This is a genomic window from Streptomyces sp. RLA123, from assembly GCF_056270165.1.
Genome location: NZ_JBWDOR010000003.1, coordinates 3,005,382 through 3,026,798 on the forward strand (window position 1 = coordinate 3,005,382; position 21,417 = coordinate 3,026,798).

Here is a 21,417-nt window from a genome sequence, read left to right on the forward strand (position 1 = left end):
GTGCCTCTGCGTTGCGCCAGGCTATCCGCTGACTCCGACGGCGGACCATTCCCCGGCTATTCCTCGCGTGCCGTCGGAGGGTGCGGGAGGCGGGACGCCGCGACGACCCCTTCCAGGTATCCCCGCGCACGTTCCGTGCGCGGATAGGACTCCAGCACCTTCCAGAAGTCGGGTCCGTGGCCCGGCACGAGGAGGTGCGCGAGCTCATGGAGAAGAACGTAGTCGATGACGTACTCGGGCATGCCCTGAAGCCGGTGGGACAGGCGGATGCTGCCCTCGGCCGGCGTACACGAGCCCCACCGCGAGTTCTGGTTGGTCACCCAGCGCACGGCGCGCGGAACGGCACGGCCCCCGAGGAACTGGGCGGACAGCTGCGCGGCCCGGGCGGCGAGCTGCTCGTCGCCGAGCATCTTGCGGCTCTCCTGGGCGGCGAGCTTGTCGAGCATGACCGTCACCCAGCGCTTCTCCTCGGCGGCGGACATCCGCGCCGGGATGAGGACCACGGTGACGTCGCCCTCGCGGTACGCCGAGACGGTGCGGCGTCGACGGGCGCTCCGGCGCACTTCCACCGCGCTGGTCCGGGAGGCGCGCGGGGGCTGGCTGGAAAGGCTGTGGGAGGGGTCGGCGGACACGGCACGACGTTACCTGCCCAGAGTCCGTCAAGTCCCGCCCCGGGGTGTGCTCACCTGAAAAAAGACTCACGTTCACGAGCAACGGGACGACATCCCGGCGACCCCTCCGGGATTTCCCGATCAAATGATCATTATTGCCGCCTGTGGATAACTTTCGCGGCCGGTTCGCGGATTCCGGGCATGCTGGTCGCCACGGATTCACCAGGATCTCCAGCCGGAGGTCCCCGTCCACGGGGGTGGCGATGCGTCCCATGCTCAAGCCCGCCATGCGCCGCAGCTGGCGCAGTCGGGAAAGCCTGCAATTCGGGGTCGACCCGGCCCACGCCGTCGTGCTGGACTCGGTGGACGGCGCGGCCTCCGCCTTCCTGGACCTGCTCGACGGCACGCGAGGGATCGGCCCGCTGGCCCGGGAGGCCGAGTCGCTGGGGCTGGAGCCCCGCCAGGCCCGGCGGCTGCTCGGGCTGCTCGCCCAAGGGGGCGTCCTGGACGACGCGTCCTCGCACGCCGAGCTCTCGGAGGCCATGAGTCACCGCTCGGCGGCGCTGGACCGGCTCCGGCCCGATCTTGCGTCGCTGTCCGTCGTCCACACCGATCCCGGCGGAGCGGCCGCCCGGATACGGGAGCGGCGCGGCGCACGCGTGCGCGTCGTGGGGGCGGGACGCGTCGGGGCCACGATCGCGGGGGTGCTGTCGGCGGCGGGGGTGGGCCGGGTCGACGTACGCGACGACGGCCGGGTAGAGCCGTGGGACACCGCGCCGGGCGGTATCCCGGCGGATCACATCGGAGAACGCCGGGACGCTGCGGCGCGCGGTCTGGTCCGGCGAGCGGCGCCCGATCCGCGGGCCGGCGCGGCCGGCAGACGGGGGCCGTCCGCCCGGCCGGAACCGCGGCTCTCCCTGGTCGTGCTCGCGCCGAGGGACGGGCTGGCGGCCTACGCGCCCGATCCCCGCGAGGCCGAACCGCTGCTGGCGGCGAGGATCCCCCATCTGTACGCCGGGGTGCTGGAGGGCATGGGGGTCGTCGGTCCGCTGGTGGTGCCGGGCAGCACCGGCTGCGCCGGCTGCCTGGGGCTGCGGATGGCCGACGCGGACGCGGCGTGGCCCCGGGTGCTGGCGCAGCTGCGGTCCGGTCGCGGTGGGGTGCCGGCCTGCGATGTGGCGCTGGCCACGACGGTCGCGGGGGTGGCGGCGGCCCATGCCCTGGCGTTCGTCGACGGGGGCCGGCCGCCGAGCTGCGGGGCGCGCTGGGAGCTGGGGCTCGCCCGGCTGGCCGGCGAGGTGCGTCCGGTCCCCGCGGACCGCAGGTGCGGATGTGGTGCGACTCGGGAACTGGGTGCCGCCGTCCGGGAGGGGCGGGGGACAATGACGGGGTGACCGACCGGAAAGTGGGGGCACATGTCTGATCTTCCGCGTAAAGCGGTGACCCGAACCGCCAAGTTGGCCGCGCTCCCCCTGGGATTCGCGGGCCGGGCGACACTGGGGCTGGGCAAGCGGCTCGGGGGCCGCCCGGCGGAAGAGGTCTCGGCCGAACTCCAGAAGCGGACCGCCGAACAGCTCTTCGCGACGCTGGGGTCCCTCAAGGGCGGCGCGATGAAGTTCGGGCAGGCGCTGTCCGTCTTCGAGGCCGCGCTGCCCGAGGAAGTGGCCGGCCCCTACCGGGCGGCGCTGACGAAACTGCAGGACGCGGCGCCGCCGATGCCCACCCGCACGGTGCACGGGGTGCTGGCGGAACGGCTCGGCGAGGACTGGCGCGAGCTGTTCGCGGAGTTCGAGGACCAGCCCGCGGCCGCCGCCTCGATCGGCCAGGTGCACCGCGCCGTCTGGCACGACGGCCGCAAGGTCGCGGTGAAGGTGCAGTACCCCGGCGCAGGCGACGCCCTGCTGTCGGACCTGAACCAACTGGGCCGGGTGGCGCGGCTGTTCGGGCCGCTCATCCCCGGTATGGACATCAAGCCGCTGATCACGGAGCTGCGCGAGCGGATCTCCGAGGAACTGGACTACGAGTTGGAGGCCCAGGCCCAGCACGCGCACGCGACGGAGTTCGACGGCGACCCGGATGTGTTCGTGCCGGACGTGGTGCACCGCACGGAACGGGTGCTGGTCACCGAGTGGATGGACGGGGTGCCGCTGGCGGAGGTGATCTCCCGGGGCAGCCAGGAGATGCGCGACCGCGCGGGGCAACTGCTGGCGCGCTTCCTGTTCGCCGGCCCCGCCCGCACGGGCCTGCTGCACGCCGACCCGCACCCGGGCAATTTCCGGTTGCTGATGGACGACGGCCCGGCGGCGGGATGGCGGCTGGGCGTGCTGGATTTCGGCACTGTCGACCGGCTGCCGGAGGGCCTCCCGGTGCCGATAGGGACGGCCCTGCGGTTGGCACTGGCCGACGACGCCGAGTCGGTGCACGCGATGCTCCGCCAGGAGGGCTTCGTCAGGCCGACCATCGACCTCGATCCGGACGCCGTCCTGGACTATCTGCGGCCGATCATCACGCCCGCGGCAGTGGAGGAGTTCGCCTTCGCCCGCGACTGGATGCGTGCACAGGCCGCACGGATCGCCGACCCGCGCTCACCCGCGCACCAGTTGGGCAAGCAGCTCAATCTGCCGCCCTCGTACCTGCTGATCCACCGGGTGACGCTGAGCACCATCGGGGTGCTGTGCCAGCTGGCGGCGACCGTGCGGCTGCGGGACGAGCTGCTCGAGTGGCTGCCCGGGTTCGCCGGGGACGGGGAGGCTCCCTTGCCCGAGATCGAGGACGCCTCGGCCTAGGAGCTGCGGTCGGAGCGCTACCACCAGGCGGAATCCAGCCGCCCCTCGATACTGCGGAGGTTGCCGCGCGCGCAGTCGTCGCAGAAGTACACGCGACTGCCGTTCTCCACCGAGCAGGTCCAGGTGAGGGGGAGTCCCTGGGCGACCGCGCCGCAGCGGGCGCACGTCGTCGTGGGAGCAGTCCCGACCCGATCGACTTGAGTCTTCTGGTCCACTTCGTGACGATACCGCGGGGCCGGTCGAAATCGACCGGCCCCGCGGTTGTGTGTCGGTGCGGATGTGTGACCGCTTGCTACCGCTACTGCATCACGGCCATCGCGAGCGCGCGGCGGGCGCGCAGCGAGGCACGTTCGGCACGGCGCTGCAGCCGGCGCGCGGTGAGCACGCGCAGCGCCATCCGTTCGTGCTCGGCCTCGTAGAGGCGCTCTTGCATATGGGCGCGAGCCAGGGCTTCTGGCATGAGTTGCATTTCAAGGTTCCTGTTCTGGCGCGCGGTCGGCGCGTCGGCAGTGGGTGCGGGGCGTTCGCTGGTGGGCGGATTCATCGGGGCCTGTTTCATCGGGTCGCGCGTGAGGGGTCGATCGATCGTTCCGACAGCCGGGTGCTTCATGCCATGACCGCGTTCTTGCGCGGACGGCCACGGGGCCGCTTGCGGGGCACCACGACACCCTGGACGAACAGCTCTCCACCCCAGACACCCCAGGGCTCACGGCGGTCCTTCGCGCCGGCGAGGCAGGCCTCACGGACCGGGCAGGTCTGGCACAGCGACTTGGCGTACTCGACATCGGCCGGGGACTCGGCGAAGAAGACCTCCGGGTCGAAGGTCCGGCACGGGACGGGGACGCCGAGGCGCTCGATCTCGTCGTCGAGCTCGGTGAGGGGGATCAAGGTGACCTCCGGGTCAGGCGGGCGAACTGGGGTGGGTACGGACGGTGCGTGCGAGGTGATGTGCACGATCGCTTCGTTCCTCATCTGTTTGTCTTGGGGTGGGAAAACAGAAGGGCCGCGGATCCCGGTCTGGGATTCCGCGGCCCTGAAGGCGCCGGCCTGATCGTCTGTCAGGCTGGATCACTCCAGGGTTCGAGCCCGCGGAAGGCCCACTTCGGGTGCTGCTGCGTCTTCGGGATTCCGGCACCATTGGTCGCCGCAAAGGCATAGGCCTTGGTCTTGGCCTGTGCCATTACCGCTTCCGCCGGAGCCTGAGTCGGCCGCTCGCCCGCGCGCTCTCGCAGGGAGAGGGCGGGAGTGCCCAGGGCGGACACACGACCGGACAGGCTGCTGGACAGACCGGTGCCAAGGAGTGAGGCACCGAGCGGGCAGGCGGCGACGACCGTGCGATCGGTCGTGTTGTGGATGAAGTTGATCACTGGTCTCGCCTCCTCTCAGGCATCTCGTGGCTGGTCTGGACAGGTTGTGCTCGGTCAGTACATCACGGATTCCACCGCTCCGGGAAGGTCCTCCACGAAGCCGCGTCGTCCGCGCTCACGCAGGTTATGGGGATTTCCTCGGGGCGCGCAAACTATTTTTCGGAGTCTTCTGCAACAGCTTCATCACCCGTCCCGGAGCCGGTGCACAGGGCGAGAACCTCGGCGCCGAACTTGTCCAGTTTGCGGGCCCCGACTCCGGAGATAACCGACAGTTCGGCCTCCGTGGAAGGCCTCACCTCGGCGATGGCGAGCAGCGTCTTGTCCGTGAAGACGCAGTAGGCCGGCTGACCGAGCTCCTTGGCCTGCTCGACCCGCCACTCGCGCAGCCGCTCGTACAGCGCCTCGTCCATGTCGGAGGGGCAGTCCTCACAGCGCATCAGCTTGATCTCGCCCGCGTCGGAGAGCGTGCGTCCGCAGACCCGGCAGTGCACCGGCCCGCGTCGCCGCCGGCCGCCCGCGCCGCGCTCCACGCCGCCCCCGGCAGGGCGGGCGCCCGCCCGGCCCCGGGCCGCCGTGCCCGGCCGCAGTCCGTCCAGGAAGCGCGAGGGCCGCCGGCCGCCGCGGCCGCCCGGGGAACGCGACAGCGCCCAGGACAGCCCCAGGTGGAAGCGGGCACGGGTGACGCCGACGTAGAGCAGCCGCCGCTCCTCCTCCACCTGCTCGTCGGTCTTGGCGTAGGTGATCGGCATGGTGCCCTCGGTCAGACCGACCAGGAACACCGCGTCCCACTCCAGGCCCTTGGCGGCGTGCAGCGAGGCGAGCGTGACGCCCTCGACGGTGGGGGCGTGCTGTGCGCCGGCCCGCTCGTCGAGTTCGGTGACGAAGTCCGCGAGGGTGGCGTCCGCCCGGGCGCGGGCGAAGTCCTCGGCGAGCCGCACGAGCGCCGCAAGCGACTCCCAGCGGTCACGGACCGCGCCGGAGCCCGCCGGGGCCTCCGGGGACCAGCCGCGTGTGCCGAGCACCGCCCGGACGTGTGCGGGCAGGTCCGCGTCCTCCAGCGGATCGCTGGCCCGGGCCGCGCCGCGCAGCAGCATCCCCGCCTCGCGGACCTCCGGCCGCTCGAAGAAGCGCTCGGCACCGCGCAGCTGGTAGGGCACCCCGGCGTCGGCGAGGGCCTGCTCGTAGACCTCGGACTGGGCGTTGACCCGGTAGAGCACGGCGATCTCGCTGGGCCGCACTCCGTCGTCGATCAGCTCCCGGATCCGGCGCGCGGTGCCCTCGGCCTCGGCCGGCTCGTCCGCGTACTCGGTGTAGGACGGCTCGGGGCCGGCCTCGCGCTGCGAGACCAGCTCGAGGCGGTGCTGGGCGGCCTGGCCGCGGGCCTGCGACAGCAGTCCGTTGGCGAGATGCACGACCTGCGGGGTGGACCGGTAGTCGCGGACGAGCTTGACCACGGTGGCGTCCGGGTGCCGCGTGCGGAAGCCGAGCAGGAACTCGGGGGTGGCGCCGGTGAAGGAGTAGATGGTCTGCGAGGCGTCGCCGACCACGCAGACGCTGTCCCGCCCGCCGAGCCACAGGTCGAGCAGCCGCTGCTGCAGCGGGCTGACGTCCTGGTACTCGTCGACGACGAAGTGCTGGTACTGGCCGCGGACGGCCTCGGCGACGTCCGGACGGTCCTCCAGGACGCCGACCGTGAGCAAGAGCACGTCCTCGAAGTCGATGACGCCGCGGTCGCGCTTGAGCTGCTCGTACGTGGTGTAGATCCGGGCGATCTCCGCGGCGTCGCGCGGCACCTCGCGGGCGGACTTGGCGGCGGCGGCCGGATAGTCCTCCGGGACGGTCTGGGTGACCTTGGCCCACTCGATCTCGCCGGTGACGTCGCGCAGCTCGTTGCGGTCCAGCCGGATGCGGGAGCGGGCGCCGGCCTCGGCGACCAGCTGGATCTTGCGCTCGGCGAGCCGCGGCATCTCGCCGCCGATCGCGCGTGGCCAGAAGTACTGGAGCTGCCGCAGCGCGGCGGAGTGGAAGGTGCGTGCCTGCACGCCGCCCGCGCCCAGCTGCCGCAGTCGTCCGCGCATCTCACCGGCCGCCCGGGCGGTGAAGGTGACCGCGAGGACGCTGGCGGGCTGCAGGATCCCGGCCCGCACCCCGTACGCGATCCGGTGCGTGATCGCGCGGGTCTTGCCCGTGCCGGCGCCCGCCAGCACGCACACCGGGCCGTGCAGCGCGGTGGCGACCGCGCGCTGCTCGGGGTCGAGCCCGGCGAGCACGGCATCCGGGGAGTCCGGGACGGCGGAGAACTCCGGGAAGAGTGGGGTATGCGTTGGAGCAGTCACCCCGCCATGCTGCCAGGTCCGGGGAGACACCCGGGAAAGTTATCCACAGCTGAGGTCCGATCGTCGGATCGGATGCGAATGCAAGGAATGCGCGACCCTGGGGTTGGCGTTCTCAGGACGCTATCTTCACCTCGATCCCCCAGCCCTGAGGAGCGAACCCCGATGTCCGGCACCGTGACGATGTACAGCACCACGTGGTGCGGCTACTGCCGCCGCCTGAAGGGCCAGATGGACCGTGAGGGCATCGCCTTCAAGGAGATCAACATCGAGCACGACCCGGAGTCGGCGAAGTTCGTCGAGACCGTCAACGGCGGGAACCAGCTGGTCCCGACGCTGCTGATCACCCCGGAGAGCGGCGCCGAGCCGATCTCGCTGAGCAACCCGAGCCTCGCCCAGGTCAAGCAGGCCCTGGCGAGCTGAGGCCCTCGGGCCCGGCCGCGCGGCACTCCCCGCGGCCGGGCCCGTCCGCTCAGTCGGCCGTGACCACGCCGGCCGTCACGACGGAGGTCCCTGCCGCACCGGCAACGGCTTGCCGTACCAGCGCTCGACGAGCCGGGCCGCGATGGAGATGCCGTGCGGCGGCAGCACCTCGCCCGTCTCCATCGCCTTGCCGAACTCCTCGCGGGAGAACCAGCGCGCCTCGTGCAGCTCCTCGCCGTCCACCGTGATCTCCGACGACGAGGCCCAGGCCATGAAGCCCAGCATCAGGCTGGAGGGGAACGGCCACGGCTGGCTGGCCACGTACGACACCCCGGCCACCGTCACCCCCGCCTCCTCCGCGACCTCGCGGACGACGGCCTGCTCCAGGGACTCCCCCGGCTCCACGAAGCCCGCCAGGGTCGAGAACCGGCCCTCCGGCCAGTGCACCTGGCGGCCGAGCAGCGCGCGGTCCTGGTCGTCGGTGACCAGCATGATCACCGCGGGGTCGGTACGCGGGTAGTGCTCGGCCCCGCAGGCCGGGCAGCGCCGGATGTGGCCGGCCGCGGCGACCACCGTGCGCTCGCCGCAGCGGGAGCAGAAGCGATGCATCCGCTGCCAGTTCTCCAGCGCGACGGCGTGCACCATCAGCCCGGCGTCACGGTCGGAGAGCAGCGCGCCCACCTCGCGCAGCCCGGCCGGGCGGGCCACGTCGTCCATCCGGCCCGGGAGGCTGTCCTTCTGCAGCGCGAAGTAGCGCACGCCGTCCTCGTCGATGCCGAGGAAGTAGCGGTGCACCTCGCTCTCCGGCGCCTCGAAGGACGGCATCATGACCAGTTCGGTCCCGCCGTCGGGGGTGTCCTCGACCAGCACCTGGCCGCCCGAGACCACGAAGACCCGGGTCGTGGGGTGACTCCAGGCGGCCGCCAGCCACGCCTCGTCGAGACGGTGGAGGGCGGCACGGTCGATGCCCGACCAGCGGGCCAGGGGTGGCAGGGTCGCCGGGTCGGACGCCGGGCCGGTGCCCTTCCCGGTGTCAGGATTACCGGACGTACCAGGCATATCGGACAAAACTGCTGTCAACTCCCCGTAGCGCGCGGATTCTTGCGGATGCTCACAGAGTCGCGAACTCGCTCCACAGGTACGCGGAGGTCTCCACGCCCTTCAGGAGCAGGTCGAGCTCGACCTTCTCGTTCACTGAATGCCAACCGTCGGACGGCACGGAAATTCCCAGGAAGAGAACGGGGACACCGAGCACGTCCTGCAGATCGGCCGCCGGTCCCGAACCACCCTCACGAGTGAACAGGACCTCCTTGCCGAAGGCCCGCCCCATCGCGCGCGTCAGCGCGCCCAGTGCCGGGTGGTCCAGTGGCGTCAGGCACGGTCGGGTCGCGCCCCAGAAGGTGATCTCGTGCCGGATGCCGTCCGGGACGCGCGCGGCGATCCAGTCGGCGACCAGCCGCTGCACCGTGTCGGTGTCCTGCCCGGCGACCAGCCGGAAGGACAGCTTCAGCTGGGCGGCGGCCGGCACGATCGTCTTGCCGCCGGGCCCCTGGTAGCCGCCGCCGATGCCGTTGACCTCGGCGGTGGGGCGGGCCCAGACCCGCTCCAGGGTGGAGTGGCCGGCCTCACCGCTCGCCGCGTACGACCGGGCGGTGCGCAGCCAGCGCTTCTCGTCGAAGGGCAGCCGCGCGAACAGCTCCCGCTCCCGCTCGGTCAGTTCCACGACGCCGTCGTAGAAGCCGGGGATCGCGACCCTGCCGTCCGCGTCGTGCAGCCCGGCGGCCAACCGGGCGGCCTCGGTGGCCGGATTGGGGACGGCACCGCCGAAGGATCCGGAGTGGATGTCCTGGTCGGGGCCGCGCAGGTCGACCTGGCAGTCGACGAGCCCCCGCATGCCGGTGCAGACGGTCGGGGTGTCCTCGTCCCACATGCCGGTGTCGGAGACGATCACCGTGTCGCAGGCCAGCCGGCCGGCGTGGGCGCGCACCAGGTCGGCGAAGTGCGGCGAGCCGGCCTCCTCCTCGCCCTCGACCAGCAGCTTCAGGTGCACGGCGGGCGCGGTGCGGCCAGTGGCGGCGAGGTGGGCGCGGACGCCGAGCGTGTGGAAGAACACCTGGCCCTTGTCGTCCGCGGCGCCGCGCCCGTACATCCGCCCGTCGCGGACCACGGGCTCGAAGGGATCGCTGTCCCAGCCGTCCTCGCGGGCCGCGGGCTGCACGTCGTGGTGGCCGTAGACCAGCACCGCCGGGGCGTCCGGGTCGTCGGAGGGCCACTCGGCGAAGACCGCGGGCGCGCCCGCGGTCGGCCACACCTCGGCGACCGGGAACCCCGTCTCCCGCAGCTTCGCGGCCAGCCACCGGGCACTGTGCTCCACGTCCCCGGACCGCCCGGGATCGGCCGACACGGACGGGATGCGCAGCCACTCGGCGAGTTCGCCGAGAAAAGCCTCACGGTGGGTCGCGATGTACGTACGGACGGCGCTGTCCGAGGTGGTGCTCATGGCCATGAGCCTATCGGGCGACGGCCCCGGAGCCCTCGTCGCCTCCGGGCTCCCCCAGCAGCAGACGCTCCAGCGCCGCCCGGCCGGGCAGCTCGGGCGGACGGACCAGTTCGCCCGTGCGGACGTGCAGGAAGGCGGCCGTGACGTGCTCCGGCGGGACGCGCTTCAGCTCGGCCCAGGCGAGCCGGTAGACGGCGAGCTGCAGCGGATCGGCGGAGCCGGCGCGGCCGGTCTTCCAGTCGACGATCTCGTAGCGGTCGCCCTCCCGGTAGACGGCGTCGATCCGGCCGCGGATCACCCGTCCGGCCAGGCTGAGCTGGAACGGCGCCTCGACGCGGTAGGGCGTGCGCTCGGCGTAAGGGGTGTCGAGGAAGGCTTCCTTGAGCGCGGTCAGGTCGTGCTCGTCGGCGATCTCGTCGTCGCCCTCGATGCCCGGCAGGTCCTCGGGGGCGATCAGCGGCAGCTCCTCGAACCGGGACTCCACCCAGGCGTGGAAGCGCGTGCCCCGGCGCGCGCCGGGCTGCGGCCTGCGCGGCATCGGGCGGGCGAGCTCGCGGGCGAAGCCGTCGGGATCGGCGGCCAGGCGTAGTAGCTGGGACGCGGTCAGCGTCAGCGGGAGGGGCACGTCGCGCACGGCGGCGCGGGCCCGGCGCAGCTCTGCGGCGAGGGCGTCCAGGTCGCGGTCCCAGGAGGCGGCCAACCGCGCCTCCTCCGGCAGCAGCTGCGCGCGGCCGCCGTGCTCGGGCTCGGGCTCCGGCTGGGACTCGTGATCGGGCTCGGGGGTGGTGGTGTCGTCCGTCGGCCCGGGAGTGGGCCGCGGCCCGGGGACGGCGGGCCGTTCGGCGGGCCAGTCCTCCCAGTCGCCGGGCTCCTCGGCCTCGACCTCGTACGGCGGCTCCTCGGCCTCGAAGTCCTCGAAGTCCTCGAAGTCCTCGAAGTCGAAGGGCGGCTCCTCCTCCGGGGGCGGCCAGTCGGGGTCGACCGGTGCGGCGCCGGCGGGCGCCTGCCGCAAGAAGGCGTCCAGGTGGTCCAGCACGCGACGGGCGGCCTCGCGGCGGTGGCCCAGGGCCTGCGGGTCCAGGGGCAGCGGCCAGGCGGGCTCGGTGCCGCGGCTGAGGGCCGGGTTGGCGGCGTCCTCCTCCGGCGGGGCGGCCCAGTACTCGACCTCGCCGTGGCCGGCCTCGCAGTGGGCGCGCAGCGCGTCCAGGAACGCGGAGGGCCCGAAGGGGCGCTTCTGGGTGGGGCCCCACCAGTGGCCGGAGCCGAGCAGCAGGGAGCGGGGGCGGGTGAAGGTGACGTAGCCGAGCCGCAGCTCCTCCACGCGGTTGTGCTCGGCCATCGCCGTCTTGAACTCGGCCAGTCCCGCCCGCGACCACTCCTGGACGTCGGGGAGCGTGGCGGCGTCGCCGCGCAGGGCATGCGGCAGCACCTTGGCGTTGGTGTGCCACAGCTCCCGGCCGCGCTCGCTCGGGAAGCCCTTGCGCACCAGCCCCGGGACGGCGACGACGTCCCACTCCAGGCCCTTGGACTTGTGCGCGGTGAGCACCTTGACCGTGTTCTCGCCGCCGGGCAGCGAGCTGTCCAAACCCTTCTCGTACTGGGCCGCGGTGCGCAGGAAGGCGAGGAAGGCCTGCAGGGTCGCCTCGCCGTCCAGGGAGGCGAAGCCGGCGGCGACGTCCAGGAAGGCGTGCAGCGTCTCGCGGCGGCGCGCGGCCAGGGCGTGGGGGGACGCCGAGAGCTCGACCTCCAGGCCGGTGACCGCCAGCACCCGGTGCAGGACGTCCATCAGCGGGTCGGCCAGGGCGCGGCGCAGCTCCCGTATCTCGGTGGCCAGCCGCGCGAAGCGCACCCGGGCCTCGGGCGAGAAGGGCAGGCGGTCCTCGGGCTCCCCGTCGACGAAGGTCTCCAGGGCGTCGGCCAGGGAGATCACCTCGGCCGGGTCGACGCCTTCCACGGCGGCCGCCAGCCGGTCGGCGATCTCGCCGCGGCCCGGCACCAGCAGCCGCGCCCGCCGCCCGAGCAGCGCCAGGTCGCGGGCGCCGACGCGCCACCGCGGCCCGGTCAGCAGCCGTACGAGGGCGGCGTTGGCGGTCGGGTCCTGCAGCACCTCGCAGACCGCGACCAGGTCGGCGACCTCGGGGAGGTCGAGCAGTCCCGACAGGCCGACGACCTCCACGGGCACGTCGCGGGCGACGAGCGCGGCATGGATGTCGGCGAAGTGGCCGGCGGCCCGGCACAGCACCGCGATCTCGCCCGGGGCGGTGCCCGTGCGGACCAGGTGGGCGATGGAGTCGGCGATCCAGTCGATCTCCTCCTCCTGCGTGGGCAGCAGCGCGCAGCGCACGATGCCGTCCCGCTCGGCGCCGGGCGCGGGCCGCAGGGCCTCGACGCCCTCGTGGCGTTCGCGCAGCTCGGTGGCGAGCTCATTGGCGAGGTCCAGCAGGCGGCCGCCGCTGCGCCGGTTCTCCGAAAGGGACTGGCGGCGGGCCGGGGTGCCGTCGGCGTGTGCGAAGTGGCGGGGGAAGTCGTCGAGGTTGGCGACGGACGCGCCGCGCCAGCCGTAGATGGCCTGGCAGGGGTCGCCGACGGCGGTGACCGGATGGCCGGTGCCGTCGCCGAACAGCCCGGAGAGCAGCAGGCCCTGGGCGACGGAGGTGTCCTGGTACTCGTCGAGCAGCACCACCGCGTACTGCTCGCGCAGGATCCGCCCGACCTCCGGCCGGGTGCGGGCGAGCGTGGCGGACAGCGCGATCTGGTCGCCGAAGTCGAGCAGGTCGCGCTTCTTCTTCTCCGCGCGGTAGGCCGTCGCGAGACCGGTGAGGTCGGTCCGGGCGCGGGCGGTCTCGGGGAGCCGGCGCAGATCGGCGTTGGTGAGCCGGATGCCGTCGAGTTCGGCGAGCCACGCGCGGTCGTGCGCGAGCAGCCGCTCGGGCGGCACCAGGTGCTCCGCGAGCTCGCTCTCCAGCGCCAGCAGATCGCTGACCAGACCCGGGATGCCCTTGGTGAGCGCGGGGAAGGGGCCGGGCGCGGCACGCAGCACCTTGGCGGCCAGCTGGTAGCGCGTCGCGTCGGCGAGCAGCCGCGCGGCCGGCTCCAGCCCGATGCGCAGCCCGTGCTCCTTCAGCAGCTGCCCGGCGAAGGCGTGGTAGGTCGATATCTGCGGCTCGCCGGGGGCACGGTCGGGGTCGGCCGGGTCCGGGTCGGTGACGCCGGCCCGGACCAGCGCCTTGCGCACGCGTTCGGAGAGCTCCCCCGCCGCCTTGTTGGTGAACGTCAGCCCGAGTACCTGCTCCGGCGCGACCTGTCCGGTGCCGACCAGCCACACCACGCGGGCCGCCATCACCGTCGTCTTCCCCGACCCGGCGCCGGCCACGATCACCTGCGGCGCGAGCGGCGCGGTGATGCACGCCAGCTGCTCCGGGGTGAACGGGATGCCCAGCAGCTCCTTGAGCTGTTCGGGGCCGGTGATACGGGACGACACAAAGGGGAGGCTATCGGGCGCCACCGACAGCGGACGGAGCCGCCGGGACTCCTGGTCCCCACCCTTTCGGGCGTATTCCGCCCTACCAACGTAGAACATCACGTTCTACGCTGACGCCATGGAGCGCATCCCGGTACGCGAACTGAACCAGAACACCAGTGCCGTGCTCGCGCGAGTGCAGCACGGCGAAATCCTGGAGGTGACCGTGAGCGGAACCCCTGTGGCCCGCCTCGTGCCCATCACGGGCAGCCAGAACCTGCTGGACCGCATGGTCGCCGAAGGGCGCGCTATCGCACCTGCGGCCTCGGGCCCGATCCCGCTGCCTCCAGCACTCGGCGATCCGGAGATCGACACGGCGGCCGCACTCGTCTCGATGCGCGACGAGGAGCGTTGGTGATCTACCTCGACTCGGCGGCGATCGTGAAGATGGTCCGCCGGGAGCGGGGCACCGGGGAGCTGGTCGGCTGGCTGAACGACCGCTCCGATGAGCCCTTGGTGTCGTCGTCGCTCGTCGAGGTGGAGGTGCCGCGCGCCCTGCGCCGATCCGCCCCGCAGGCACTCGCCGGCGTCCCCGGCGTGATCACCAGGCTCTACCGGTTCGAGATCGACGCGACGGTCCGTGCCACGGCATCCGCCTATGACGATCCGCTGCTCAGGTCACTTGACGCCATCCATCTCGCGACGGCGCACCTTCTCGCCGGCCAGGCGGGCGCGGATCCGCTCGTGTTCGTCACTTACGACGAGCGCCTGCTGAAGGCCGCCCAGGACATCGGGCTGACCGTCGAAGCGCCGGTAAGGGCCTGAGCGGTCCGGCGTCACTCCACGATCTGCCGGCCCTCCGGGCGGGCGCTGCAGGCCGCCTTGAAGGCGCAGTTGTCGCAGTGCTGGCCGCTGGAGGGGGTGAAGCGCTCGTCCAGGACGCGGGCGGCGGCGTCGGCGAGCAGGCCGTCGGCCCATTCCCCCGTCAGCGGTTCCTGGGACTGGACGGTGGGCTGCGCGTCGCCGCCGTCCCTGCGGGCGGCGCCAAGGCGCAGTTGCACGAGTTCGGCGCCGCCGGGGGCGGGCCGGGTGTCGTGGAAGAGTTCGTCGACCGCGCCCTCGCGCACGGCGAGCTGGTAGACGGCCAGTTGTGCGTGGTGCTCCACCTCGGCGGCCGTGGGCTTGCTCTTGCCGGTCTTGAAGTCGACGACGTAGGCGTTGCCCTCGGCGTCCGTCTCGACCCGGTCCATGCTGCCGCGGATCCGGACGGAGACCTCGCCGGTCTCCAGGGTGACGTCGAAGCCGTGCTCGGAGGCGACGGGGAGCCGGCCGCGTTCCATGACGTGCCAGTGCAGGAAGCGTTCCAGGGCGGCGCGCGCGTTCTCCTTCTCCTGCTGCGACTTCCAGGGCGCGTCGAAGGCGAGGGCGTTCCAGACCGAGTCCAGCCGCTCCATCAGGACGTCCAGGTCGGCCGGGGTGCGGCCGGAGGCCACCTCGTCGGCGAGGACGTGCAGGACGTTGCCGAAGCCCTGGGCGGCGGTGGCCGGGGGCTCGGCCTTCACCTCGCGGCCGAGGAACCATTGCAGCGCGCAGGTGTTGGCCAGCTGGTCCAAGGCGCTGCCCGACAGCGCCACCGGCTGGTCGCGGTCGCGCAGCGGGACCTCGGAGCGGGTCTGCTCGTACAGTCCCCACCAGCGCTCGGGGTGCGCGGCGGGCACCAGGGGCTGGCCCGCGTCCTCCAGGGCGGCCAGCCGGGCCAGGCGCAGGGCGGCGGCCTCGCGCAGCGCCGGGGAGGCGGCCGGGTCCACGGTGGTGGCGCGCAGTTCGGCGACGAGCGGGGCGACGGCGAGCGGGCGGCGGGCACGATGGGTGACGTCGACCGGTTCGACGCCGAGCTCGCGCAGGAAGCGGGAGGGCTGGTCGCCGTCGTCGGCGGCGGCCTTCACGGCGGTGACCACCAGGCGGTCGCGGGCCCGGGTCGCGGCGACGTAGAAAAGCCGTCGCTCCTCGGTGAGCAGCGCGCCCGGTGTCAGCGGCTCGGCCAGGCCGTCCCGTCCGATGCGGTCGGCCTCCAGCAGGGAGCCGCGGCGGCGCAGGTCGGGCCAGAGCCCCTCCTGGACGCCCGCGACGACCACGAGCGGCCATTCCAGGCCCTTGGAGCGGTGCGCCGTCATCAGCCGTACGGCGTCCGGGCGGACGGCGCGGCGGGTCAGCACGTCGGCGGCGATGTCCTGGGCGGCCAGCTCCTCCAGGAAGTTCAGCGCGCCGCGGCCGCCGGTGCGCTCCTCGGCCCGCGCCGCGGTGTCGAACAGCGCGCAGACCGCGTCCAGGTCGCGGTCGGCGTTGCGGCCGCCCGCGCCGCCGCGCAGGGCGGCGCGCTCCAGCCGCCCCGGCCAGGGGGTGCCGTCCCAGAGCGCCCACAGGGCGTCCTCGGCGGTGCCGCCGTCCGCCAGCAGCCCGCGCGCGGTACGCAGCAGCCCGCCCAGGCGCTGGGCGCCGCGGGCGTACGAGGGATCGTGCGCGACGAGGCGCTCGGGTTCGGCGAGCGCCTCGGTGATCAGCTCGTCCGACGGCCGGGGCACGGCAACGCCCGAGACCCGCTCCTCCTCGCGCAGGGCGCGGCCCAGGCGCCGCAGGTCGGCGGCGTCCATGCCGCCCAGCGGGGAGCCGAGCAGGGTCAGGGCGTCATCGACGCCCAGCCACGGGGGTCCTGGGACGGCCGGGACGGCGGCCTGCGCACACACCCGCAGGCCGAGCAGCAGCGGTGCCACGGCGGGCTCGTCGCGCAGCGGCAGGTCGTCTCCGTCGATGTCGACGGGGACGCCCGCGGAGGTGAGGGCGCGGCGCAGGGAGGGCAGCGAGCGGGAACCGGCGCGGACCAGGACGGCCATGTCCGACCAGCGCAGGCCGTCCTCCAGATGGGCGCGGCGCAGCACGTCGGCGACGCCGTCGAGTTCGGCGCCGGGCGTCGGGTAGGTGCGGACGGCCAGTGCGCCGCCGTCGCGGAGCGGGGCCAGTTCGCGGTGGGCGCGGACGGCAGCGGCCGGCAGCCGGGTCAGCGGCATGCGGGCGGCGAGCAGCCGGGTGGCGGCGAGCAGCCGTTCTCCCGAGCGGCGCGCGACGGTGAGGACGCGTACGTCGGCGGGGCGGCCGTCGCGGTGCCGGAAGGTGTCGGGGAAGCCGAGGATGCCGTTCACGTCGGCGCCGCGGAAGGCGTAGACGGACTGGTCCGGGTCGCCGAAGGCCACCAGGGTCCGGCCGCCGCCGGCCAGCGCGTGCAGCAGCCGCACCTGGGCGGGGTCGGTGTCCTGGTACTCGTCGACGTACACGGCCTCGTACGCCCCGGCGAGGTGCCGGGCGACCTCGGGCCGCCCGGCGAGGAGCACCGCGCGGTGCACGAGCTCGGCGTAGTCGATGACACCCTGGAGGTCGAGGACGTCCAGGTACTCGGCGAGGAATCCGGCGGCCGCCGTCCAGTCCGGGCGGCCGCTGCGGCCCGCGAAGGCGGCCAGGGAGCGCGGTCCGAGGCCCAGTTCCCGGGTGCGGGCGAGCACCGCGCGGACCTCGTCGGCGAAACCGCGTGTGGTCAGCGCCGCCCGCAGCTCGTCGGGCCAGCGCACCCGGCCCCGGCCGGCGCGCTCGAGCTCCGGCTCGCCGGCCAGCAGCTCGCGCACGGCGAGATCCTGCTCGGGGCCGGAGAGCAGGCGCAAGGGGTCGGCGAAGAGCTCGGGGGTCTGGTGGGCCCGCACCAGGGCGTAGCAGAACGAGTGGAAGGTGGTCGCCGCCGGGGCCGCCGCGCCACCCATGCGGGCGGCCATGCGGTCGCGCAGTTCGCCGGCCGCCTTGCGGCTGAAGGTGAGCACCAGGACGCGCCCGGGGTCGGTGCCGCGCCGCACCCGTTCGGCGACGGACTCGACCAGGGTGGTCGTCTTGCCGGTGCCGGGTCCGGCGAGGACGAGCAGCGGTCCGCCGGAGTGCTCAACCACCGCACGCTGGGAGGCGTCCAGTTCAGGGGGCGTCACCGGTTGCGGCGGGGTCCGTAGCAGTCGGTAGCCGCCCGACGGCCCGACCGTCCCCCCGGAGCGCCGCGCGGCGGCGTCCGTCTGCCGAGTGGAGGAGGAGGTCACGTGGTTCGCCGGTTCCGTGTGCGTTCATGTGCTGTTGGTGTGCCGGGCCGGGAACGGCCGGGTGCCGACGCTACGCCACCGGACGGCGGCGCCGTTACGCGTCCCGCCCTTCCGGTACGGATGCGGGAGCCGCGTCGCGCCGCCCGCCGTACTTCTTACGGACGGCCGATGGCATCAACGGCGCCCGGATGGCGGAAGCTGGAGGATGTGAGCGCGCGCTGTTCAGTCCGTACCGCCAGGGCCGTCCGGGGCCGCCGTCCCGTCCCAGCGGGCCCGGCGCATGTCGAGGCGGGGTATGTGCCCCTTCGCGGCGTGCGGGGCCGGGCGCAGCGGCGTGCCCTCCTCGCGGTAGTGGGCCATGGCGTCGAGCTCGTGACCGGGCAGCAGGCCGCCGTCCGAGCGCACCACGCGCCACCACGGAACGGCGCCCCCGTACAGCGCCATCGCGCGGCCGACCTGCCGGGGGCCGCCCTCCCCCAGCCACTCGGCGACGTCGCCGTAGGTCATGACCTTCCCGGGCGGGATGCGTTCGGTGACCTCCAGGACACGCTCCGCGTAGGCCGGCAGCTCCGGGGGGCCGTCGGCCGTCTCCTCCTCGCTCATACGTCACATCGTGCCCGAGGGCACCGACAGTCGAGGCGGACGGGAGCGCGCGCGGGGGCGCCCAGGGCGGCGAATTGCCCCCTCCTGCGCCCATGCGCGGGCGGCTCGTGCCACCATCATCCGGGCGGTGACTGGTGATACGAGATCAAAAAGAGACAGACGACAACCACGACGCGAGCGGGAACGAAGCCGCTGGCGCGGTCGGCGCTGCCTCTGACGCGCCGCTGACCAGCGCAAACGCCGTCCCGGTGACACCCGCGACCGCTGAGGCCGTCGCTGTCGTCCCGCGCGCGTCGGCCGCCGCGGGCGCTCCGGCCGACGCGAGGACGGCCGAACCGGCCGTCGCCACCGCGGCCGGCGCCCCCCAGGGCCGCGACGGCCGGGACCGGCACGAACAGACACCCTCGACGGACCCCGCCGAGCCCGCAGGGAGCGGCCCGGCCCGCCCGCCGGAGGCCTCCGGCGCCGGCAGCGCGCGGGACGGGACGGCGAGCGCCGGCGGGAACGAGGCGAAGGTCACATCCTCCGCCGACCCCGACCCCGGCGACGGCGACGGCGACAGCGCACCGGCGAAGGCGGACGCGGACGCCGCCACCACCGAAGACGAAGACGACGCCGCCGCCGACGCCGACGCCGCCGAGAACTGCCCGCACACCGACCCGGTGGCCCGCGACGAGCCCCTGCTGCCCGCGCGCGTGCACCGGCCCATCGACCTCATGAGCTTCCTGTTCGGCGTCCTCGGCATCGCGCTGGTGCTGGGCATCGCCGGCTTCGCCCACGCGACGACCTCCGGCGTGGAGCAGGACATCGCCCAGGGCGCCACCCATGCGCCCGAGCCGCTGATCACCATCGCCGGGCTGCTGGCGACCGTGGCGGTGCTCATCGTGCCCGTCGCGTTCGCCGTGGAGCGGCTGATCAAGCGGGACGGGCTGCGCATCGCGGACGGTGTGCTCGCGGCCGTCCTCGCGCACGGCGTCTCCCTCGCCACCGACCTGTGGGTCTCGGACGCGGCGCCGACGGCGATCCGGGACGCGCTGACCCGCGACGCGCCGGGCGGCGGTCTGACCGACCCCGTCCACGGCTATCTCGCGCCGGTCATCGCGTACATGACCGCCGTCGGGATGGCGCGCCGCCCCCGCTGGCGGGTGGCGCTGTGGTCGGTGCTGTTCCTGGACTCCTTCGCGGTGCTGATGGGCGGCTACACCACACCGTTCTCGATCTTCGTCACCGTGCTCATCGGCTGGACGGTGGCCTACGGCACGCTCTACGGCGTCGGCTCGCCCAATGTGCGTCCCACCGGCCAGAACCTGCTGGCGGGCCTGCGCCGGGTCGGCTTCGCGCCGCTGACGGCGGTCCGGGCGGAGGACGAGTTCCCGGACTCCCCGGAGTCGGAGCGCGGCCGCCGCTACCTGGTGACGCTGGAGGACGGACCGCTGCTGGACGTCACGGTCGTGGACCGCGAGCAGCAGGCACACGGCTTCTTCTACCGCATGTGGCGCCGGCTCCAGTTGCGCGGCATCACCCAGCGCCGCAACCTCCAGTCGCTGCGCCAGGCGCTGGAGCAGGAGGCGCTGCTCGCCTACGCCGCCATCGCCGCCGGCGCGAACGCCCCCCGGCTGATCGCCACGTCCGAGCTCGGCCCGGACGCGGTGATGCTGGTCTACGAGCACATGGGCGGCCGCTCGCTGGACGTCCTGCCCGACAGGGAGATCACCGACGAGCTGCTGCGCGGCGCCTGGGAGCAGGCGAAGTCGCTCCAGTCGCGGCGTATCGCGCACCGCAGGCTGGTCGGCGAGTCCCTCCAGGTGGATCGCTCCGGCACCGTCTTCCTGACCGACCTGCGCGGCGGGGAGATCGCGGCAGGCGACCTCGTGCTGCGCATGGACGTGGCGCAGTTGCTGACCACCCTGGCGCTGCGCGTGGGCCCCGAGCGCTCGGTGGCCTCCGCCGTGGCCGTCCTGGGCCCGGACGCGGTCGCCGACTCGCTGCCCCTGCTGCAGCCCATCGCGCTGAGCCGGACCACCCGCGCCACGCTCAAGCAGCTCGCCCGGGAGCGGGCGCAGCGCGAGCGGGATGCCGTGCTCGCCGCCTTTAAGGCGCGGCGGATGGCCGGCGGGGAGTCCGGCAACAAGGCCAAGGAGACCAAGGCCGCACGGCGGGCCGAGAAGAAAGCCCTCGATGACGCGCTGGAGGAGGCCCGCGAGGAGGACCTGCTCACGCGGATCCGGCACCAGGTGCTGCTGATCCGCCCGCAGGCCCCGGTGGAGCCGGTGCGGCTGGAGCGGGTGCGGCCGCGCACCCTGGTGAGCATCATCGCCGGCGCCTTCGCCGCGTACTTCCTGCTCTCCCAGATCAGCAGCATCGACCCGGCGACCCTGCTGGCCGAGGCCAACTGGGGCTGGATCATCGTCGCGGTGCTCGCCTCCGCGGCGAGCTACGTCGCGGCGGCGATGGCACTGTCCGGCTTCGTGCCGGAGAAGCTGTCGTTCCTGCGGACGACACTGGCCCAGATCGCGGGCTCGTTCGTGAAGCTGGTCGCCCCCGCCGCCATCGGCGGCGTGGCCCTCAACACCCGTTACCTCCAGAAGTCCGGGGTGCGGCCGGGGCTGGCGGTGGCGAGCGTCGGAGCGTCGCAGCTGGTGGGCCTCGGCTCGCACATCACCTTGCTGATGGTCTTCGGCTACATCACCGGCACCGAGAAGACGCCGTCCCTGTCGCCCTCCCGGACGGTGATGGCCGGCGTGCTGACCGTCGGGGTGCTCTTCCTGATCGTCACCGCGGTCCCGTCGCTGCGGCGTTTCGCGTCGACGCGGATCAGGGCGCTGTTCGCCGGTGTGGTGCCGCGCATGCTGGACGTCCTGCAGCAGCCGCTGAAGCTCACCACGGGCATCGGCGGCACGCTGCTGCTGACGCTCTTCTTCGTGCTGTGCCTGGACGCCAGCGTCCGCACCTTCCACGGCGAGGTGAACTTCGCGGCGGTCGCCGTGATCTTCCTGGCCGGCAACGCGCTCGGCTCGGCCGCGCCGACCCCCGGCGGCCTCGGAGCGGTCGAGGGCGCGCTGATCGCGGGGCTGACAACCATCGGGCGGCTGGACTCGGCGACGGCGACCTCGGCGGTCCTGCTGTTCCGCGTGCTGACCTTCTGGCTGCCGGTGCTGCCCGGCTGGCTGGCGTTCACCCAGCTCACCAGACGCCAGGAGTTGTGAG

General features: G+C 73.6%; 17 protein-coding genes. 6 read left to right on the plus strand and 11 right to left on the minus strand.

Translation table 11 applies throughout. The features are described 5' to 3' along the window. Positions 1–56 precede the first annotated feature (56 nt). Positions 57–632 carry a M48 metallopeptidase family protein gene (locus RV983_RS13455; RefSeq protein WP_475986022.1) on the minus strand — a complete coding sequence of 192 codons (576 nt, stop codon included), beginning with the start codon at positions 630–632 and terminating at the stop codon, positions 57–59. 242 nt (positions 633–874) lie between these two features. On the opposite strand from RV983_RS13455, the gene RV983_RS13460 reads away from it, so the two are divergent. Together RV983_RS13460 and RV983_RS13465 are read left to right on the plus strand one after the other, a co-directional pair. After that, the gene (locus RV983_RS13460) at positions 875–2,005 is read left to right on the plus strand and encodes a TOMM precursor leader peptide-binding protein (RefSeq protein WP_475986023.1); all 1,131 of its coding nucleotides are present in this window, start codon (positions 875–877) and stop codon (positions 2,003–2,005) included. Positions 2,006–2,026: 21 nt separating this feature from the next. Next, positions 2,027–3,397 (plus strand): ABC1 kinase family protein, encoded by a 1,371-nt coding sequence (locus tag RV983_RS13465; protein WP_475986024.1) that lies wholly within the window; start codon positions 2,027–2,029, stop codon positions 3,395–3,397. A gap of 17 nt (positions 3,398–3,414) precedes the next feature. Here the strand turns inward: RV983_RS13465 and RV983_RS13470 are convergent, their stop codons facing one another. The 5 genes from RV983_RS13470 to RV983_RS13490 form a co-directional block, all read right to left on the minus strand. Continuing rightward, complete coding sequence (locus tag RV983_RS13470; RefSeq protein ID WP_475986025.1) at positions 3,415–3,612, minus strand: hypothetical protein; 198 nt, start codon at positions 3,610–3,612, stop codon at positions 3,415–3,417. An 83-nt stretch (positions 3,613–3,695) separates the two neighbouring features. After that, positions 3,696–4,007 carry a hypothetical protein gene (locus tag RV983_RS13475; protein WP_475986026.1) on the minus strand — a complete coding sequence of 104 codons (312 nt, stop codon included), beginning with the start codon at positions 4,005–4,007 and terminating at the stop codon, positions 3,696–3,698. Further along, positions 4,004–4,351, minus strand: coding sequence for a WhiB family transcriptional regulator (locus RV983_RS13480; RefSeq protein ID WP_319665065.1), 348 nt, complete (start codon positions 4,349–4,351; stop codon positions 4,004–4,006). Before RV983_RS13480 ends, RV983_RS13475 begins: the two co-directional genes overlap by 4 nt. A gap of 104 nt (positions 4,352–4,455) precedes the next feature. Further along, complete coding sequence (locus RV983_RS13485; RefSeq protein ID WP_475986027.1) at positions 4,456–4,764, minus strand: hypothetical protein; 309 nt, start codon at positions 4,762–4,764, stop codon at positions 4,456–4,458. A 152-nt stretch (positions 4,765–4,916) separates the two neighbouring features. Then, positions 4,917–7,100, minus strand: coding sequence for an ATP-dependent DNA helicase UvrD2 (locus tag RV983_RS13490; RefSeq protein ID WP_475986028.1), 2,184 nt, complete (start codon positions 7,098–7,100; stop codon positions 4,917–4,919). Positions 7,101–7,262: 162 nt separating this feature from the next. Here RV983_RS13490 and RV983_RS13495 point away from each other — a divergent pair, with 162 nt between their 5' ends. Continuing rightward, complete coding sequence (locus RV983_RS13495) at positions 7,263–7,520, plus strand: glutaredoxin domain-containing protein (RefSeq protein WP_475986029.1); 258 nt, start codon at positions 7,263–7,265, stop codon at positions 7,518–7,520. Between the two features lie 75 nt (positions 7,521–7,595). Here RV983_RS13495 and nudC read toward each other — a convergent pair whose 3' ends face one another. From nudC to RV983_RS13510, 3 genes are read right to left on the minus strand one after another with little or no spacing between them, the layout of a single operon-like run. Further along, positions 7,596–8,579 (minus strand): NAD(+) diphosphatase, encoded by a 984-nt coding sequence (nudC, locus tag RV983_RS13500; RefSeq protein ID WP_475986030.1) that lies wholly within the window; start codon positions 8,577–8,579, stop codon positions 7,596–7,598. A gap of 52 nt (positions 8,580–8,631) precedes the next feature. Then, positions 8,632–10,020, minus strand: a complete 1,389-nt coding sequence (locus RV983_RS13505; protein WP_475986031.1) for a M20/M25/M40 family metallo-hydrolase — start codon at positions 10,018–10,020, stop codon at positions 8,632–8,634. Positions 10,021–10,030: 10 nt separating this feature from the next. Beyond that, positions 10,031–13,501 (minus strand): ATP-dependent helicase, encoded by a 3,471-nt coding sequence (locus RV983_RS13510; RefSeq protein ID WP_475986032.1) that lies wholly within the window; start codon positions 13,499–13,501, stop codon positions 10,031–10,033. A 118-nt stretch (positions 13,502–13,619) separates the two neighbouring features. Between RV983_RS13510 and RV983_RS13515 the strand changes: the two genes are divergently transcribed. Both RV983_RS13515 and RV983_RS13520 read left to right on the plus strand, forming a co-directional pair. After that, complete coding sequence (locus RV983_RS13515; RefSeq protein WP_475986033.1) at positions 13,620–13,898, plus strand: type II toxin-antitoxin system Phd/YefM family antitoxin; 279 nt, start codon at positions 13,620–13,622, stop codon at positions 13,896–13,898. Continuing rightward, positions 13,895–14,305, plus strand: a complete 411-nt coding sequence (locus RV983_RS13520) for a type II toxin-antitoxin system VapC family toxin (protein WP_475986034.1) — start codon at positions 13,895–13,897, stop codon at positions 14,303–14,305. Before RV983_RS13515 ends, RV983_RS13520 begins: the two co-directional genes overlap by 4 nt. 11 nt (positions 14,306–14,316) lie before the next feature. On the opposite strand, the gene RV983_RS13525 is transcribed toward RV983_RS13520, so the two are convergent. Then, positions 14,317–17,607: an ATP-dependent helicase gene (locus RV983_RS13525; protein ID WP_475986035.1), complete on the minus strand. Its 3,291-nt coding sequence runs from the start codon at positions 17,605–17,607 to the stop codon at positions 14,317–14,319. A 222-nt stretch (positions 17,608–17,829) separates the two neighbouring features. Then, positions 17,830–18,210, minus strand: a complete 381-nt coding sequence (locus RV983_RS13530) for an MGMT family protein (protein WP_475986036.1) — start codon at positions 18,208–18,210, stop codon at positions 17,830–17,832. 248 nt (positions 18,211–18,458) lie between these two features. Between RV983_RS13530 and RV983_RS13535 the strand changes: the two genes are divergently transcribed. Next, positions 18,459–21,416: a lysylphosphatidylglycerol synthase transmembrane domain-containing protein gene (locus RV983_RS13535; RefSeq protein WP_475986037.1), complete on the plus strand. Its 2,958-nt coding sequence runs from the start codon at positions 18,459–18,461 to the stop codon at positions 21,414–21,416. Position 21,417 lies beyond the last annotated feature (1 nt).

Coding starts and splice junctions, on each gene's coding strand:
- RV983_RS13505 (WP_475986031.1), bottom strand. CDS start 10,020: ATGAGCACCACCTCGGACAGCGCCGTCCGTACGTACATCGCGACCCAC.
- RV983_RS13475 (WP_475986026.1), bottom strand. CDS start 4,007: ATGAAGCACCCGGCTGTCGGAACGATCGATCGACCCCTCACGCGCGAC.
- RV983_RS13465 (WP_475986024.1), top strand. CDS start 2,027: ATGTCTGATCTTCCGCGTAAAGCGGTGACCCGAACCGCCAAGTTGGCC.
- RV983_RS13530 (WP_475986036.1), bottom strand. CDS start 18,210: ATGAGCGAGGAGGAGACGGCCGACGGCCCCCCGGAGCTGCCGGCCTAC.
- RV983_RS13515 (WP_475986033.1), top strand. CDS start 13,620: ATGGAGCGCATCCCGGTACGCGAACTGAACCAGAACACCAGTGCCGTG.
- RV983_RS13495 (WP_475986029.1), top strand. CDS start 7,263: ATGTCCGGCACCGTGACGATGTACAGCACCACGTGGTGCGGCTACTGC.
- nudC (WP_475986030.1), bottom strand. CDS start 8,579: ATGCCTGGTACGTCCGGTAATCCTGACACCGGGAAGGGCACCGGCCCG.
- RV983_RS13460 (WP_475986023.1), top strand. CDS start 875: ATGCGTCCCATGCTCAAGCCCGCCATGCGCCGCAGCTGGCGCAGTCGG.